This is a genomic window from Pseudomonas sp. GW460-12-10-14-TSB1 (genome assembly GCF_017349775.1).
GTDB classification, from domain to species: domain Bacteria; phylum Pseudomonadota; class Gammaproteobacteria; order Pseudomonadales; family Pseudomonadaceae; genus Aquipseudomonas; species Aquipseudomonas piscium.
Genome location: NZ_JACNAC010000016.1, coordinates 17,759 through 35,853 on the forward strand (window position 1 = coordinate 17,759; position 18,095 = coordinate 35,853).

At 60.1% G+C, this 18,095-nt stretch carries 8 protein-coding genes and 1 pseudogene; 2 read left to right on the forward strand and 7 right to left on the reverse strand.

What is annotated here, in order from left to right; all coding sequences use genetic code 11:
- Positions 1 to 160 precede the first annotated feature (160 nt).
- Positions 161 to 1,363, forward strand: coding sequence for a CynX/NimT family MFS transporter (locus tag J4D52_RS12440; RefSeq protein ID WP_102676734.1), 1,203 nt, complete (start codon positions 161 to 163; stop codon positions 1,361 to 1,363).
- A 94-nt stretch (positions 1,364 to 1,457) separates the two neighbouring features.
- Here the strand turns inward: J4D52_RS12440 and J4D52_RS12445 are convergent, their stop codons facing one another.
- From J4D52_RS12445 to J4D52_RS12455, 4 genes and pseudogenes are all read right to left on the reverse strand, one after another.
- Positions 1,458 to 2,354: a hypothetical protein gene (locus J4D52_RS12445; protein WP_102676733.1), complete on the reverse strand. Its 897-nt coding sequence runs from the start codon at positions 2,352 to 2,354 to the stop codon at positions 1,458 to 1,460.
- Between the two features lie 53 nt (positions 2,355 to 2,407).
- Positions 2,408 to 9,757 carry a YadA-like family protein gene (locus tag J4D52_RS12450; RefSeq protein WP_305887514.1) on the reverse strand — a complete coding sequence of 2,450 codons (7,350 nt, stop codon included), beginning with the start codon at positions 9,755 to 9,757 and terminating at the stop codon, positions 2,408 to 2,410.
- Between the two features lie 57 nt (positions 9,758 to 9,814).
- Positions 9,815 to 9,922 (reverse strand): annotated as a pseudogene (locus tag J4D52_RS30760) (ESPR domain-containing protein); the annotation flags it as partial.
- Positions 9,923 to 10,308: 386 nt separating this feature from the next.
- Positions 10,309 to 11,511: an EAL domain-containing protein gene (locus J4D52_RS12455; RefSeq protein WP_102676731.1), complete on the reverse strand. Its 1,203-nt coding sequence runs from the start codon at positions 11,509 to 11,511 to the stop codon at positions 10,309 to 10,311.
- Between the two features lie 434 nt (positions 11,512 to 11,945).
- Here J4D52_RS12455 and J4D52_RS12460 point away from each other — a divergent pair, with 434 nt between their 5' ends.
- Entirely contained in the window at positions 11,946 to 12,257 is a 312-nt protein-coding gene (locus J4D52_RS12460) for a hypothetical protein (RefSeq protein ID WP_102676730.1), read from the forward strand.
- A gap of 84 nt (positions 12,258 to 12,341) precedes the next feature.
- On the opposite strand, the gene J4D52_RS12465 is transcribed toward J4D52_RS12460, so the two are convergent.
- The 3 genes from J4D52_RS12465 to J4D52_RS12475 all read right to left on the reverse strand — a co-directional run bounded on the left by J4D52_RS12465 (position 12,342) and on the right by J4D52_RS12475 (position 18,014).
- Positions 12,342 to 15,992 carry a transporter substrate-binding domain-containing protein gene (locus J4D52_RS12465; RefSeq protein ID WP_102676729.1) on the reverse strand — a complete coding sequence of 1,217 codons (3,651 nt, stop codon included), beginning with the start codon at positions 15,990 to 15,992 and terminating at the stop codon, positions 12,342 to 12,344.
- Positions 15,993 to 16,619 carry a response regulator transcription factor gene (locus J4D52_RS12470; RefSeq protein WP_102676728.1) on the reverse strand — a complete coding sequence of 209 codons (627 nt, stop codon included), beginning with the start codon at positions 16,617 to 16,619 and terminating at the stop codon, positions 15,993 to 15,995.
- Positions 16,620 to 16,772: 153 nt separating this feature from the next.
- Positions 16,773 to 18,014 (reverse strand): EAL domain-containing protein, encoded by a 1,242-nt coding sequence (locus tag J4D52_RS12475; protein WP_226304299.1) that lies wholly within the window; start codon positions 18,012 to 18,014, stop codon positions 16,773 to 16,775.
- Positions 18,015 to 18,095: the final 81 nt, after the last annotated feature.

Below are 18,095 nucleotides of genomic sequence, written 5' to 3' on the forward strand. Positions count from 1 at the left end.
TGCGCCCAGCGGGATCGGCCGCCGAATGACTTCATGGGTAGAACGCAACATCCCGTTTTTGTCGATTGACTTGAAGTCAACTTTAACTTTTACAGTCGGCTCCGACCCATTGGCGCGCCGCCCCCCGGCCATCCTCGCGCGCCTGCTTTCGGAGAAGCCCATGACCTCAACCAAGCCAGACAGCCTCAGCTACGCCGTTGCCGATACCGGGTATTGGCCCGCCGTGTTCAATGTGCTGTTCGCCGGGATTGCCGCGGCGCTGCATATCGGCAAGGCCACCATCGCCCTGCCCGAGTTGCAGCAAGAATTCGGTCGCTCCCTGGAGTCCCTGAGCTGGATCATGTCGGCCTTCCCCTTGGTCGGGGTGTTCGGTGGCATCGCCGCTGGCATCCTCGTCCAGCGCTGGGGCGATCGTTATCTGCTGGCGCTGGGCCTGCTGATCATGTGCGCCGCCAGTGCATTGGGTGCCAGCCTGCATGACTTCCACGGGCTGCTGGCCACACGCTTTGTCGAAGGCTTGGGCTTCGTCATGGTGGTGGTCGCGGCGCCGGCGGTGCTCAATCGCCTGGTCCCGGCGCACAAACGCAATCTGGTGTTCGGCATCTGGAGCACCTTCATGGCGTTCGGTATCGGCACCTCGATGCTTATCGGCCCATTGCTGGGGGGCTGGCAACAGAGCTGGATCGCGGGCGCGGCCCTGACCCTGCTGGCGGCCCTGCTGTTGCCGCTGACCACCCCCAGGGATCCGCTGACGCTGCGCCAGCAAACGCAATCCGGCTTGCGCCACTCCCTGAGCAGCGTGCTGCGGGCCCGCCAGCCGCTGTTGATGGCGCTGATGTTCACCGCCTACAACCTGCAGTTCTTTGCGGTGATGGCCTTCCTGCCGGTGTTCCTCATGCAGCGTGTCGGGCTGTCGATCACCAGCGCCGGGCTGGTCAGCGCCGCGGTGGTGGCGGTCAATATCATCGGCAACATCGGCGCCGGCCTGCTGCTGTCGCGCGGCGTCCGCCCGCAAGTCCTGCTCGGCGGCACCAGTATCGTCATGGGGCTTTCCGGGATGGGCATCTTCCTCTCGGTCACTCCGACCGACCTGGTGATCCCTCTGTGCTTCTTCTTTTGCGCGGTGGCCGGCATGCTCCCTGCCACTATCCTCGCCAGCACCTCGCTGACTTCGCCGCAGCCCGCGCTGATCCCGCTGTGCCTGGGCCTGGTGATGCAAGGCAACTACCTGGGCCAGGTGCTCGCGCCCATCGCCCTGAGTGCCGCCGTCGCCTACGCCGGTTGGTCCGCCCCGGCGGCGCTGGTGCTGGCTGCCGCGCTGCTGGGCGTGGTGCTGGCGGCGCGGCTGAAGCTAAAACCCTGAAGGCCGCGCTCCCCGCCGGCGGTCGCCAGAGCGGGGAGCGGCGGCAATGCCTCAGCGACCGGTGCGGATCCGGTCGATATTCAGCGGCATGGCTTCACTGGATCGAGGTGGTCAGTTGCGGTGCAGGCGATGTCAGCAACCCTTTGACGGCCGCCGAAAAACACTCCACCTGCAGCGGGTATTCCTGCCCCATCAACCGGCCCTTGCCATACCAGACGATACCGCCCTGGCTCAGGACCAGACCGTTGCGGCCGAACTCGAATACGCTGCCGACGGAACTGCTGAAGAGGAAGCGGTTGTCGTCCATTTGCAGCAGCTTGTACTGCGTGTTCGCGGGTGGCAGTTGTTCCTTGATGCGCTTCAGGTAAGTCGGGGCCAGACGGGTAAACAACTGCCCGGCCTGTTCACGGTATTGCGGTATCGTCAGACCTGGACTGCGCTGTAACTCGACGGCGATCAAGGCGAATACATCGGCGTTGGCACGCGCCACGGCCAACTTGACCGACAGCGCCGACGTCAGCAAAGCGTTATCAATCTGCAACGACGATTTCTCTGGCTGGCCGTTGGCGGCGGGTACGGTGACGGGGCGCATGAACTCGGCCACATTGACAGTCGACAGTACCGTCGTCGCCAGATACGCCGCACAGGCCGAAGCTTGCCCAGGCTGATCACCATTGACCAACAACGAGTACGGACTGCCCTGTGAAGGCAAAGTCTGCGCGTCGATCCCCTGCTGCTTGAGAGAGGCGTTGACCTGTTCCTGTTTCACTTCGCCTCGCGCCAACGCGCAAAGCTGTTCCATCATCAGTGTTTTACGCGGCTCGTCGAACCTGGGCGACAGCTGGAAAATCGCATCCTGAATCACGGGTAACGCAGGGATGCGCAGCCAGATACGCGGGTTATCCGTCGGTCTGTCTTTCAGAAATATGTCGTAACCGGCCAGCGCCACCAGCGTGATCAGGAGAGCGACGGAAATGGATTTCATGTTCATGGTTTTCTGCCTGAAAAAATTGGATTGAGACCTGCACAAGACCCATCAACGGGTCACCACTGATAACCGATACCCACCGCCAGCCCCACTTTGCGCTGGGTGTCGGTGCTGCCCTGCAATTTGGTCACCCACCGGCCATTGCTGGACATATGCGACACACCGAAGGCAAGCGACGCTTGACCGCGATAGGTGCTCGCAGCCGCCGTCGTCATGCTGGAACCTGGCGAATACGACTGCGGCAGACTGGCCATGGCCATCGCACCGGCAATCCCCGCACTGAGAATTTCGTCTTGCTGCTTGAGGTCGTTTTTCAGCTCCATATAGCGCTGGTCGGTGTAGGCATTGGCACTGCTGGTGATGTCCGCCACGCTTCGGGTCAACTGGTCGAGGTTCACCGCATCCGTGCCGTGGGTACCCGCCGCGAGGTTGGTGATCTGCCGCTCGTTGCCAGCACTGCCCACCGAGACACTGTTCTCACGATCAGCCACCGAGTTGGCACCCAGTGCCGTAGCATTCCTGGCCGAAGCCTTGGCCCCGTTACCCAGAGCAACCGAGTTTTCCCCGGTGGCCTGAGACCTTGTGCCGACCGCCGCGCTGTTGTTGCCCGACGCTACAGCCCCTGCACCTCCGGCGATCGAGTCGACACCCGTGGCTTTCGGTTTGGCCGCCGCGCTGCGGTTGTTCACCTGGAACATGCCGTCGGTGCCGTTCTTGATGTTGGAGACATCGTCTGCGACGGCGGTAATGCGACCATCCTGCTGACCCGCATTCGCCTCCAGATTGGCAATCGAGGTGTCCGTGTATTGCTTGGCTTCAACCACCGCACCGTCGAGTTGGCGCACATTGACCGCATCATTGGCGTTCTTGCCGTCGGCAACGTTGCTGACCGTTCGGGTTTCACCGGTGGTGGCGTTGCCCACCGACACCGTGCCCGAGGTTGCGTTATTCGCCCCCGAATACTTGCCGCTGTAGGTTTCTGCACCGCGTCCGTCATCGCTCGAGCCACTGCCCACGGCAACACTGCCGTCGGCGGCAGCCGTTGCGCCGCTGCCCATCGCCACCGAGCCATTGCCCGACGCCTGGGCCTGGGCACCCAACGCCATTGCGTCGGTACCGGTGGCAGCGGAGTCGGCCTTGGTCGAGTTGACATGCAGATACTTGATGCCGCCTCCCGCGCCGATCAGGGTTTCAAGCCCGCCGATCCGACCGCCCAGGTGGGTGATGTCCGTGGTGTTTTGATCCACTTGATCGCCGACCAGCTTCAGTTGAGCCACGTTGACCGCGTCGTTGTCTTGCGAGCCAGCCGCCAGCCCGGTGAGTTTGCGACTGCCCAGTGCCGTGCCGATGCCGATTTCACCCACTGACGTTTGGGGTGCTGCCAATCGATAGGCGCTGTAATTCGTCTCGGCGCCGACGGTAGTCACCGAGCTCGAACCCAGTGCCACGCTCATGGCGTGGCTGGCATTGGCCCCGGCGCCCAACGCAACCGACTGTTCCGCCGCTGCCTGGGCCGCGCTGCCCAGGGCGATGCCGGACGCCAGCAACACCTGGGTATTGCGACCGATGGCAATGCCACCGGCGGCGGCCTGGCCGACACTGGCCTGATTGCCGATACCGATGCCGTTGTCACCGTTGACCACGGTGCCCGGGCCGACAGCGATCGACTCCGTACCGCTGGCAAGCGAGTCCGTTGTATTCGTCGAGTTGGCGTGGAAATACTGCGTGCCGGTCGAACTCAGGGAGCCCATCGCTCCGGTCAGTTGACGCAGGGTCACGGCGTCGTGATCCTGGGTGGCATCCGCCACGTTGGTGATCTGCCGGTAGCTGCCGGCCTTGCCCACCGAAACCGAGCCAAGCAAGGTGGCGTCCGAGGTGTCATAGATGACCGTCCCGCCGCCGGCGGCAATCGAACCCGTCGTCGGTGCCAGGACACGGTCGGCAACCGAACCTTCACCCAGTGCGATACCACCCGCCACCTGAGCCTGGCTCAGATGCCCCAGCGCGAGACCGCCATCAGCCACCACGTTGGCACCCGAACCGACGGCGAGCGAATGGGCGCCTGCGGCAATGGACTGTGGCCCGATGGCAACGCTGTCCAGACCTGTGGCTTGCGAGTCGGCCAGTACCGAGTTGCTGTGGAAGTACTTGATGCCGGTGCCGTTATTGACGAGGTTGTCGACGGTCTGGTTGGTTGCGAACAGCTGCGAACCGTTAACTGCATCGGTGCTGGTAGCGTTCAAGGCACCGACAGCGATGTTGGTCAACTTCACCGCGGCCCCTGCCGGGTTGAAGGTCACCTGATTTTTAGTCGCGGCATCGTCGTATTTCACTGCCACAGCGGCGGTGTTGGTCACGCTGGTGTTGAGGTTGCTCAGTGCCGCGCCAACGTTTGTGCTGACCAGCGGACCGGTGTTGGTACCGACCGCGTTGATGCTGTTGGTGGAGTAACTGGGCGCCGTCCATGCTCCGGTGTTCGCATCAAGCGCCGCACCGCCGCCCAGGGCCGTTGCCGTGTCCTGCCCCACCTTATTCAGTTGACTGACGTTAACCGCATCGGTCGCCGAACTGCCCGCCGCCAAACCGGTAATACGCCGTCCATCGGCGCCGTTGGCGATATTCACTTCACCCCCAGTCGCCGCCCCGCCGATACCATAAGCCGCATTGGCCAACGTCGCGCCCGCGGCAGAAGAGCCGGAGCCCAAGGCAACGCTGTTGTCGAAGCTGGCGGTGGCGCCATTGCCCAACGCAACGCTGTTGGCACCTCCGGAAACGGCCGTCGGACCCATCGCCACGCTGTCCTGACCGGTTGCGCTGCTATCGGCAAGGATCGAGTTGCTGTGGAAATACTTGATGCCCGCGCCGTTGTTGACGAGGTTGTCGACGGTCTGGTTGGTTGCGAACAGCTGCGAGCCATTCACCGCGTCGGTGCTGGTAGCGTTCAAGGCACCGGCCGCAACATTGGTCAACTTCACCGCGGTTCCCGCCGGGTTGAAGGTCACCTGTGTTTTGGTGGACGCATCGTCGTATTTCACCGCCACGGCAGCGGTGTTGGTCACGCTGGTATTCAGATTGGTCAACGCTGCGCCAACGTTATTGCTGACCAAAGGCCCAGTGTTGCTGCCGATTGCGCTGATGTTGTTGATGGAATAGCTGGGCGCCGTCCATGTCCCGGTGGTCGCATCAAGCGTCGCGCCGCCGCCCAGGGCGGTCGCCGTGTCCTGACCGGTTTTATTCAGTTGGCTCACGTTGACGGCATCCGTTGCGCTGAAACCGGCGGCAAGGCCAGTAATGCGCCGGCCATCAGCGCCATTGGCGATGTTCACTTCGCCACCGGTTGCTGCACCACCCACACCGTAAGCCGCGTTGGCCAGTGTCGTGCCCGTGGCCGACGAGTTGGAGCCCAGCGCCACACCGTTGGCCACCGTCGCGCTCGCGAGCGGGCCGATGGCCACGCTGTCCTGACCCGTTGCACTGCTGTCGGCGAGCACCGAATTGCTGTGGAAGTACTTGATCCCGGTGCCGTTGTTGACGATGTTGTCGACGGTTTGGTTGGTTGCGAATAGCTGTGAGCCGTTCACTGCATCGGTGCTGGTGGCGTTCAAGGCACCGGCCGCAACGTTGGTCAACTTCACCGCTGTGCCCGCCGGGTTGAAGGTCACCTGATCTTTAGTCGCGGCATCATCGTATTTCACCGCCACCGCTGCGGTATTGGTCACGCTGGTGTTGAGATTGCTCAGTGCCGCACCAACGTCGCTGCTGACCAATGGGCCGGTGTTGGCACCGGTTGTGCTGATGCTGTTGGTGGAGTAGCTGGGGGCTGTCCATACGCCAGTGGTCGTATCAAGTGCGGCCCCGCCACCCAGGGCGGTCGCGGTGTCCTGACCTGCTTTGTTCAATTGGCTGACATTGACGGCATCCGTCGCCGAGCTGCCCGCCGCCAGACCGGTGATACGCCGTCCATCGGCGCCGTTGGCGATGTTCACTTCGCCACCGGTTGCTGCACCACCCACACCGTAAGCTGCATTGGCCAACGTCGTGCCGGTGGCGGACGAGTTGGAGCCCAGCGCCACACCGTTGGCCACCGTCGAGCTCGCGAGCGGGCCGATGGCCACGCTGTCCTGACCGGTCGCGTTGCTGTCGGCAAGGATCGAGTTGCTGTGGAAATATTTGATGCCGGCGCCGTTGTTGACGAGGTTGTCGACGGTCTGGTTGGTTGCGAACAGCTGCGAGCCATTCACCGCGTCGGTGCTGGTAGCGTTCAAGGCACCGGCAGCGACATTGGTCAACTTCACCGCGGTTCCCGCCGGGTTGAAGGTCACCTGATCTTTAGTCGCGGCATCGTCGTATTTCACCGCCACAGCAGCGGTATTGGTCACGCTGGTATTGAGATTGGTCAGTGCCGTGCCGACGTCACCGCTCACCAATGGGCCGATATTGGAACCATTCGCGCTGATGCTGTTGGTGGAGTAGCTGGGTGCTGTCCATACGCCGGTGGTCGTATCAAGTGCGGCCCCGCCGCCCAGAGCGGTCGCGGTGTCCTGACCTGCTTTGTTCAGTTGGCTGACATTGACGGCATCCGTCGCCGAACTGCCCGCCGCCAGACCGGTAATGCGACGGCCATCAGCACCATTGCCAATGTTGACCTCGCCCCCGGTCGCCGCCCCGCCGACACCATAAGCCGCATTGGCCAACGTCGCGCCCGTGGCGGACGAGTTGGAACCCAGCGCCACGCCGTTGGCAATGGTCGAACTCGCTGCCGGGCCAATGGCCACGCTGTCCAAGCCGGTTGCACTGCTGTCGGCGAGCACCGAGTTGCTGTGGAAGTACTTGATCCCGGTGCCGTTATTCACAATGTTATCGACGGTCTGGTTGGTCGCGAACAACTGCGAACCGTTCACCGCGTCGGTGCTGGTGGCGTTCAAGGTTCCGGCCGCGACATTGATCAACTTCACCGCCGCACCCGCCGGGTTGAAGGTCACCTGATCTTTAGTCGTGGCATCGTCGTATTTCACCGCCACGGCCGCGGTGTTGGTCACGCTGGTGTTGAGGTTGCTCAGTGCCGCGCCAACGTCGCTGCTGACCAGCGGGCCGGTGTTGCTGCCAGTCACGCTGATGCTGTTGGTCGAATAACTCGGTGCCGTCCACGCACCGGTTGTCGCGTTGACCGCCGCGCCGCCACCCAGGGCCGTTGCCGTGTTCTGGCTGGTCGCAAACAACTGGCTGCCATTCACCACATCGGTGCTGGTGGCGTTCAACACACCGACCGCGACATTGGTCAACTTCACCGCCGTACCCGCAGGGTTGAAGGTCACCTGGGTTTTGGTGGAAGCATCGTCGTATTTCACCGCAACCGCTGCGGTGTTGGTCACGCTGGTGTTGAGGTTGCTCAGTGCTGCGCCAACGTCGTTGCTGACCAATGGGCCGGTGTTGGCACCGGTTGTGCTGATGCTGTTGGTGGAGTAGCTGGGTGCTGTCCATACGCCGGTGGTCGTATCAAGCGCTGCACCACCGCCCAAGGTGGTCGCCGTGTCTTGGCCTGCTTTGTTCAGTTGGCTGACGTTCACCGCATCCGTTGCGCTGGAGCCGGCGGCAAGGCCAGTAATGCGCCGGCCATCAGCGCCATTGGCGATGTTCACTTCACCACCTGTCGCGGCGCCACCGACGCCGTAAGCTGCATTGCCCAACGTCGTGCCAGTGGCGGAAGCGCCGCTGCCCAGGGCCACAGAGTTAGCCGATCCTGCCGTAGCGCCATTGCCCAGGGCTACAGCGTTAGTAGCAGTGGCGTTGGCGGTAGGTCCCACTGCGACGCTGTCGGTACCGGTGGCGGTGCTGTCGGCCAAGGTCGAGTTGGTGTGGAAGTATTTGATACCTGCACCGTTGTTGATGTTATTAACGGTAGTGTTGGTGGCAAACAGCTGCGACCCGTTCACCGCATCCGTACTAGTGGCATTCAACGTCGCCGGTGCCAGGTTGGTGATCGTTACCGGAGCACCTGCACCGGCGCCGCCAGTCGCCCCCAAAGTGATCTTGGTGCCGCCGGCGGCATCGTATTTGACGGCGATATTGGCCGTGTTATTCACATTGGTGTTGAGCGCTGTCAAGGCAGCCGCAACTGTCGTCTGCCCTGTAGGCCCAGTCACTGCACCGGTAGCGCTGACACTATTGATCGGCTGGCTGAAGCCGGTGATATTGCCAGTCGCCGAACTGTAGGTCGCGCCGCCGCCCAACGTGCTGGCTGTTGTTGTGCCCAGGTTGTTGACGCCGGTGACGACCGAATTCAGCTGAGAGCCGTTAATTGCGTCGGTGCTGGTGGCAGAAATCACGCCTGCCGCAACGTTCTGGATCTGGCGCTCAGTACCTGCAGCACCTACCGACACCACACCATTGGTCGAAGCAGCTGCTTGCACGCCCGCTGCAGTACCACCGAATTGCGCAGTCGTGCCGGTATGCGGAGCAGCTGTAGTTGACTTCGAACCTATCGCCACATCGTTGGTATTGTTAGCCACTGCGGTATCGCCCAGCGCCACGGCGCCTGCTGCAGCCGCATTGCTGGCATTACCCAGTGCCACCGAACCTTGACCGATCGCGCTATTGGCATTGCCGATGGCAACCGCGCCATTGGCCGCGATCGTACCGGCCAGATTGCCTGCCGCCGTATTGTCCGCCCCCATCGTCACCGCGCCGGTACCGTTCGATACGTTCGGATCACCGATCGCAACCGCGCCGTTGCCCGTGGCTTTCTGTCCGCGTCCGATGGCCACTGCACCGCCGGCAGCCGTGCTGGAATTAGCAATGGTGCCGGACGAACCGATCGCGACGTTCTGGCCGGTTGCGCCACTGGTAGTCCCGTCACCCTGCGCAATACCGAAAGCACCATTGACAATGGCGCCACGGCCAATGGCTATGCCTGAAGTAGCACCCGCAACGACAGATGATGCGCTGCCGACTGCAATTGCATTCGTCGCAGCCGCTTGCGCGCCCACAGCGTTCGCAACACCCGCAGCAGGGTACCCGCCGATTGCAATAGCTCCAGCTGCGGAAGATTTACTCAAGGCGCCAATGGCGATGCTGTAGTCGGCTGCGGTGACTTGCGTGCCCAGAGCGGTAGCCTGTATTCCTGCCACACTCAGATAGCCAACCGCGGTGGCGTAATTTCCATTCGCGACCAAACCTGCGCCGACCAAGGTTGCGCCGGAGAAGCCAGTTGCTTTGTTGTCACAGCCTAAAAGTATCGAAGTATTTCCACTCCCATCCCCAAAAATTCGAGTTTGGGTGGAACCGTCTACACCCGTAAAGTTAACGGTACCGCCGGTGCAGCCTGCTCCGCCACTTGGAGGTGAGTATGAGGCATGTCCCGTTAACGGCAGCACTAAGACTAACGCCGCCACTAAACTTTTCAGCAAAAATCCGCCCCCGAGGGAAGACCAACAGGCTGAATCCCCCGACGAAATGCCCACGCCAAGAGCGCAACTGGCCCCCGATCTCTTTCCTTTGGCCGAAACCAACTCAGAAACCACCGCCCAGCAACCTATCGAAGCGTTCCAAACCACAGAGTAAATTTTGTTCATTTGTTAATTTGGCGAGAGCCAACCTCCGAAACACGCGTCATCCATGGCGTGATGACTTTCGCCTTCAATTCGATTGCGGATCCAGGACCTTGCTGGCAAGCATCGAATCCCGTCAGTAATCGACAAGACTCGAACTTCGCTTCACGTAGCGAAAAGGCATCACAATGGAATCAAGTGAGCGTATTTTCTCGACGGCCTCCGCGGATTAAGTTAGGAAATTTCCTGCCGTTTGTAGGAAATTTCCTAACTAACTTCAGTGAGGTGCATCAACACGCCCAAACAAAAAACGCCAAAGAACATGTAATAAATGTTTTTGGCGTTATGCGATTTTTAAATAAGTTCATGCATGACTGACAACCAATAAGTCGCGCACTTGAGAGGTCCGCTCAATAACTGGCCGTCATCCCTCGTTGAAGGTCCAGCCAGTTCAATAAACTTGCCGCCGACATCGGTCGCGCGCACAAGTAACCCTGCCCTTGCGTACAGCCAAGTTCCAACAGCACTGTGCGTTGTTCTTCGGTTTCAATCCCTTCGACCACCACCGACATGCCCAGCGCTTCGCCGAGTGCCAGAGTGCTGCTGATGACTGCGCGACGGCGTGGCTCGTGCTTGAGACCACGCACGAACTCGCCATCGAGTTTGATTTCGTTGAACGGCAACTGACACAGCCGCTGCAGCGATGAAAAACCCGCGCCGAAATCATCGATAGACAGACTGCAGCCCATCATTCGCAGGCGCACCAGGCTTTCCAGGCTGATCGCCGGTGCTTCGAGCAACCCCGTTTCGGTCAGCTCGAAGGTAAGCCCGGAACCGGGTAGATCATGAGCCGCCAATATGGCCTGGATCCGGCCCGTGAGGTCCGGGTTGACCAGTTGCCCCGCATGCAGATTGAACGCGACATTCAGAGCAAACCCTTGATTGAGTGCCTGGCGCTGGAGTCTCAGCCCGTGTTCCAGTTGAAGGAACAGCAACTCATCCATCAATCCACAACGCTCGATAACCGGCATGAACACCGAGGGCGGCAAGACACCTTTAAAGGGATGGTGCCATCGCGCCAGCGCTTCGATACTGCATACATCCCCCGTCTGCAGATTGAACTTGGGCTGAAAGTAGGTGTGCAACTGATGGCCGGCGAGCGCCCGACGAACCTCTTCTTCAGTGGCCGGTACGACAGGCAGCACACCCGATTCGTTGATGGGCTCGTTCAAGTGTTTGGCCAGCAATAGCTGTAATGCCCCGGGTTGCAAAGGCTTGCTGACATCGCCCAGCAACGCCATGCCCAAAAGCGAAATCAGTTGCGCCAGCACACTGCGCGCATCAGCTGACAGCGCACTGCTGATGATGATCGACCCTGCCAAGCCGGATCGGCCCAGGGTCTGCAAAAGGTCCTGGATGCCCCCGCCCTCCTTGCGCATGACGCAAAGCGTTACATCCACCGGGCCGATCTGTTCGAGACTCGCGAGTGCCTGCCCGTCATCCGCGGCCACGAAGACTTCCTGGCAGCCGGATTGCCGTAGCACGTTGGCCACCCTCAAAGAATGGGCGGCCATGTCGCCAAGAACCAGAATGCGTAGCGGGAGCATGGACATGGAAGCAGCTCACTCTGAAAGGAATGAGCCAATTGTCCGGGCTTGATCAGCAGGTATCTCTAGGAAACTTCCTTGTGAATGTAGGAAATTTCCGAGCGGAAATCAGGGGCGCTGTTGCTGCCGCTTATCACCGCAGGAGCGATGGATCTTTGCGAAATTTCCTACAGACAGTGCGTTGCGGCCTTCATTAACGTTTGCGCATCAATTGACTCAGGACATCGGCCAATTTATCCAGACCGGCTCGGACATGACTAAAGATCGAAGACAACTACGAATCCTGCTCAGGCGACACGAAGAAAATCTTCAACTATTGATCGTGCACAGTAAATCCTGGCAAGGCGAAGATTGCGCAAGGGGTATCGCTACCCGACAAAATCTGACGCTACAGATCGAACAGTTATTGAAACAACTTAACAAGCGATAGGAGATATGCAGTGATTGGCGACCCCATGCCCGACCCACGCGCAGCCATTATTTCTGACCTGGAAAAATCCAAAGAGGCGTTTCTTGCCGCCGGAAAAACTATCCAGAATATCCCGTCAGGCCACAGAGCTCTCTTTTCCGACGGGCCTGTCACGGGACATCAAAAAGCGCAGCGGGCCGAACGCGCGAAACTCGCACCCGCCCTGCGGGAACTGGCTGAATCCGAACACTCCCTGCGGGCTGCGGCGAACGCCCTGAAATTGAAAGTGGAGCGAGCGCAATTGATCGCCAAGGAAAACAACATCATTTTCAGCCGTGTGTAGCACATGACTCACTATCAGGTGCCCCCGCAAACATGCCAACTCTCCCCTATCCGGCATCGATAACGGCCTGGTTGGTAAAAAAGTCTAGAGTGCCGGTTCACCGATACGTTGCTCCAGCGTATACGCCAATTGCTCCATCGCTTGTTGCAACGCATCCACCGCTTCTGTCAGAGCGGCAGCGTCAGCCCCCATGCAGACGGCTTCCAACTGCTCGCAACACTGGATCAGGCTGCCTGCCTTGATGAGCCGCGCCCCGCCCTTGACCCGATGGGCCAGACTGGAAAGCCCCGACAAGTCATGCTCGCCGAACAGCTTGATGAGCCGCAACATATCCTCTTCATTACTGCTGGCCAGATCCCCCAGCAATTTCCTGATCGCGTTGTGATCGCCATAGGTCAGTTGCTGCAGGCTGCTCAGATTGATGTCGCCCTCGACAACAGGGCTCGGGGCGCTATCCGTAGATGGCTCCGCCCCGGACTGCACCGAGGCAAGCCGGGCACTCAGGTCACCCAGGCTGATCGGTTTGAAGAGGCAGTCGTCCATCCCCTCTGCCAGACAGCGGTCTTTTTCCTCTGGCTGAGCATTGGCGGTCAGACCGAGGATCAAGCAAGGCTCGGCCCCCGAGGACTTTTCTTCGTCACGGATGGCCCGTGTCAATTCATAACCGTTCATGACCGGCATGTTGCAGTCAGTGATCACCACATCGAAATGGCCGTTGCGCCAGGCGCGCAGGCCATGGGCGCCGTCCTCGGCGTCGCTGACGCTGTGACCGAGGTAAGACAATTGCTGAGAGAGCAGCAATCGGTTAGCCGGGTAATCGTCGATCACCAAAATGTTCAACACACTCGCCTGATCCGTGAGCACGGCTGCGGGCGACTCGGCCGCGGGCACAGGTTGCAGGATCAGAAGATCGAGGCGGATATCGATCTGTGTGCCCTTGCCCGGCACGCTGGTCAGGTGCAAGTGCCCGTCCATCATTTCACACAAGGTACGGCTGATGACCAGCCCCAACCCCGAACCACCCCGCGCCGACTGATGATTATTGCGGGCCTGGCCGAACGGGTTGAACAACAGCGCCTGATCTTCGGCCGAAATGCCGATGCCGGTATCCTTCACCTGGACATGAATCGCCAGACGCTCGCCGCACACGCCGAGTACAGTTTGAACGCTCAAACGCACTTCGCCTTCGTCGGTGAACTTGATCGCGTTGCTCAGAAGGTTGGACAGAATCTGTTTGAAACGCAGGGGATCGATCAGGACATCGCGACAGGCCTTGAGGTCGAAATCCAGCAACAGCCGCACCCCCTTCTGCCGCGCCCCCCCTTCGAACATGCGCACCACCGACTCGACCAGCTCACGCAGGCTGGCCCGTTCCGGGGTCAGGGACAGGCGGCCGGATTCGATACGGGCAATGTCGAGAATGTCGCCGATCAGATCCAGCAACCCCCGGGCCGCGCCTGAGGCCACTTCGATGGCGAACCGGTCCATCACGCCTTGGTCGGCCTTCTTCATTGCCAGTTCGAGCATGCCGATCACGGCATTCATCGGCGTGCGGATTTCATGGCTCATGGTCGCCAGAAAGGTGGTTTTCGCCCGGTTGGCGTCGTCGGCGCTTTTCTTGGCGCTCTGCAGTTGATCCATCAGACGCTGGCGGTCGCTGATGTTGATCCAGCCGGCAATGATGCCCATCACCACGCCTTCACTGGTGTGATACGGCAGCATCCAGTGATACACCGTGTGCACCACACCATCGCTGTGAGTGTAGGTGCGATCCTGAATCCATCGCGTGCCGCTCTCCATGACCTTGACGTATTCGGCCTGGAACGTCTGAGCATCGGAATGCCCAACCACCGGGCTGTCGATCAGTCGCTTGCCCATCACGGCTTCGCGCGGCAGGCCCAGCGCGTCCAGGTAGGCCGAGTTGCAACTGATCAGTCGACCTTCACGGTCGCGCACATAAATCGGATGGGGCGTTCCATCGATCAAGGCCCTCATGAATTCCATCTGATCGTTGAGCGCCAGTTCGGCCTTTTCACGGATAGACACCAGTTTGCGCAGATGAACGATCCAGAACAGCGCCAGAATCAGCAACAGCGCGAAAATGACGAACCCCTGGATGACCGCCGAGCGATGGTGCAGCCAGCTGTCGTTATCGATCACCACGTCGTGGCGCCATCGGCTCGTCAGTTCATCCAGCTCCTCCGGAGGAATGCTTTGCAGGGCCTTGTCCAGAATCGAATACAGTTCCAGCGCCCCACGATCGGTGGCGAAACCCGTCTGGGCCAACAGCGGACCGACCACACCGGCCACCCGCAGACGGTCGCGGTACTGACGCAGAATCATGTAGCGCCCGTTGATCAGCGAATTGAGGGCACCGTCCGCCTCACCTTTGTCCACCAACGCCAAGGCCTCGGCCGACGTCGCTGTCTCGACCAATTGGATACCTGGGAATGTCTCACGAATGTACTCCTGCAACGCATTGCCGCGCCGCATCGCCAGTCGCTTGCCAACCATGCCCTCAAGGGATTGCGCGCTGCCCGCCTCGTTCTGCGTGATCAGGACAAACGGGCTGATCAGATAAGGCCGGGTGAACCGCAGTTCGCCTTCACGGACCGTGCTGGGGGTGAAGGCCGCGATCAGATCCGCATTGCCGGCTCGGACCTGCTCGACCAGTTTCTCCATCGAGCTGCTGCGCAGGACATCGAATTTCAGACCGGTGCGCTGGCTGACCTTGGCCAGCACCTCGGCGCCGATGCCCCGGAATTCGCCCTGCCCATCAAAAAAGGAGACCGGCGGGAGACTGTCGTTGACGGCCACGGTCAGCCGAGGGTGCTTTTGCATCCAGCGTTGTTCGGCTGCGGTGAACTGGAGCGAATCAAGGCCGGCAACGTTGAGGTCCCCTGCCCCCCACCGATGCAGGATCGTCATGCGATCGCTGATCGGGATCACCTCCAGCGCTGCATTGATGATCTGCAGGAGCTGACCGTTGCGCTGATTCAGGGCGAACGAGAAATGCGTGCTGAACACACTCGACAACGTCGTCAGGTAGACGTCATTGAGGAAGTATTTGCCGACCAGATAATGGGTACTGACGGCATCGCCCAGATACGCATCTGCCTGATTGAATGCCACGGCGCCGATCGCGCTCTGGGCCGATGAGTGCAGCTGTAGCGCAGCCTTGGGGTAGTTCGCGATGACCGCGTCCGTCGGCTGAACCTGATCAACGATGGCAAGGCGGTTGCCAGCCAGGTCTGGCGCCAGCACCTGGCCGGCGCCGCTGCGCGTCACCAGCACCGACGGGGCCTGCACATAGGCACTGGTGAGCACCAGCTCTGGATCTGTCCCATCGAAACTGTTGACGTTACCCACCAGATCCAGCTCACCGTCCCTCAGCGCCCGCATCGCCTCGGCCCGGGAATCATAACGAAGCACTTCGATCTTGATGTGCAACATGCCGGCCAGCAGCGCGGCATAATCGGCCGTGATGCCCTCGTAGTCCTGGCCTCCAGTGATCATGCCGAAGGGCACGCTGTCCGGCAGCGATACACCCAGACGCAGTGATCCTTTATCGCGCAACCAGCGCCAGTCCGCCTCATCCAGAACGACCGAAGGCAGTTCGCCATTCGAACGACCGAAGAGGTTCAGGGTTTGCACCGCAGCCTGTACCGGCGAAACACTCCCCAACTGACCGAGCAGACAGACGGCCAGTCCAAAGCAACGCAGAAGAGTTTTCATCTAGATCAGGTTATTGCGCTTGGCAAAGTCAGCCAGATACACCACCGACTTCACATTGAGCTTTTCAATGAGGCGGGTTTTATAAGTGCTGACGGTCTTGTTGCTCAACAACATGGCATCACCGATTTCTTTGTTGCTCAGGCCCCTGGCAAGTTGCTGCAAGATGACCAGTTCTCGATCGGACAGGCCGCGAATCATCTCCAGCTCGGTGGAGTCTATGTCGCTGCGACGTACAGAGTTTCCTGCAAGGTTGGGGAAAAAGGTATAGCCGGCCATCAGAGCCTTGATCGCTTTGCTCAGCTCGCTCAATTCATCGGTTTTCGAGATATAACCGGCAGCGCCCGCCTTCATACAGCGCATGGCATAGAACGCTGCGGACTGAGAGGTCAACACCAGGATCTTGCTCGACAGTTTCAGCGCACTTATCCGGTTGATAACTTCCAGTCCGTCGAGGCTGGGCATGGCGATGTCCAGCAGAATCAGTTCCGGCTGATACTTGCGAGCCATTTGCACGGCATCGGCACCATTGTCAGCCTCGGCAACGACTTCGAATTGCTCACGCTCAAGCAACACTTTCACCGCCGCCCGAATGAAGGGATGATCGTCTACAATCAACGCTTTATGCATTTGAACCTCACTGCAATACGCACAGGAAAATACCAGTGACGGAATGGGCCATGCATCTAAAAAGTATGGAACAAATCACCGGTTTATGTTGCCCGGATCACTCAGTAATCAGGCAGTTATATCGAGCTGTTTGAGGAACCGAGACTGACGCTTTCAAGTGGGTGAATCAGACTCCTGCAACCACCGCAGGAACCGCTGGGCTTCCATCGGACGCGCCAGGTAAAAGCCCTGGCCAAATGAACACCCCATCGCCACCAGTCCGTCGCGGATAACCTGGCTGCCGACGCCTTCGATCACCAGGCTCATGTTCAGCGCGCGGGCCAGTGCCACGGTGCTGGTGACCATCGCATGGGTCCGCGGATCCTCGATGGAGCGGACAAGCTGGCCGTCGAGCTTGAGCTGGTTGAACGGCAGTTGGCAGAGCAACGTCAACGATGAAAAGCCCATGCCGAAATCATCGATCGACAGGCCGCACCCCATCATGCGCAAGCGTTGGAGGTTTTCCCGTGTCGTGCGAGGAACATCCAGCAAGCCGTTTTCAGCCACTTCGAACAACAACGTCCATCCTGGGAAACCGTGGCGCTTCAACAGCTGCTCAATGTGCTCGATCAGGTCATTGCGGGCCAATTGCGAGGCGTGAAGGTTGAACGCCAACTCCAGGCCCAGACCGGATCGGCGCAAGGCATTCAGCAAACTCATCCCTTGCTCCAGCAGCTGCTTGAGCATTTCGTCGATCAGGTCATAGGCCAGCACGGCCGCCAGAAAGTCCCTGGGCAACAACAGGCCTCTGACCGGGTGCTGCCAACGCACCAGCGCCTCTGCCCCGGCCACCGCGGAAGTTTTCAAATCGAACTTGGGTTGGAACCAGGCCCTGAACTCTCCCTGGGCCAGGCCTCGCCGCACGTCCTCCTCGCTCGGGAGCCTGGAGTGAGGCGCCGACTCGACGTCCGGTGCCGGCCGCCGGCGAGAATAGCGACTGAGGATTTCCTGCAACCTATACAGCTGCGTGGGCTTGCTCATGACGCCGAGCATCTGCAACCCCGAAAGACAGGTCATCTGTTCGACTGCACGGCGCAATTCCGGCTTCAGCTCGCTGCACAGTACAACCGCATGAGCCATGCCGTTCTCTGCGACCTGAGTCAGAAAGTCCAGACAGTTGACAGTCGTATCGCTCAGGTCACAAAGCACAATGTCAACGCCTCCCGCCCGGTATACTTGCGTCAGGGCCCGCTCGCTGTCATCCGCCTGCAAAATATCGTCGACACCCAGATGCTGGAGAGCCGTAACTAACGCGCCACGCTGAAACGATTGTTCTGCTAAAACCAGGACGCTAGGGGAGCACATCTCGCCAGTTACTCTGCCAATGACTTGAGGGGAAAATTCTGGCAATTCCATTTCATTGGAAGCGAAGGATTTATCCCGGCAACTTGTAGGAAATTTCCCAAGCGCTAGCTTGAATAGCCATAAGAACACTTT

What these genes read in the sequence shown, in the direction of transcription:
- J4D52_RS12440 (WP_102676734.1), top strand. Translation starts at nt 161, where the DNA reads ATGACCTCAACCAAGCCAGACAGCCTCAGCTACGCCGTTGCCGATACC.
- J4D52_RS12445 (WP_102676733.1), bottom strand. Translation starts at nt 2,354, where the DNA reads ATGAACATGAAATCCATTTCCGTCGCTCTCCTGATCACGCTGGTGGCG.
- J4D52_RS12455 (WP_102676731.1), bottom strand. Translation starts at nt 11,511, where the DNA reads ATGTCCATGCTCCCGCTACGCATTCTGGTTCTTGGCGACATGGCCGCC.
- J4D52_RS12465 (WP_102676729.1), bottom strand. Translation starts at nt 15,992, where the DNA reads ATGAAAACTCTTCTGCGTTGCTTTGGACTGGCCGTCTGTCTGCTCGGT.
- J4D52_RS12470 (WP_102676728.1), bottom strand. Translation starts at nt 16,619, where the DNA reads ATGCATAAAGCGTTGATTGTAGACGATCATCCCTTCATTCGGGCGGCG.
- J4D52_RS12475 (WP_226304299.1), bottom strand. Translation starts at nt 18,014, where the DNA reads ATGGAATTGCCAGAATTTTCCCCTCAAGTCATTGGCAGAGTAACTGGC.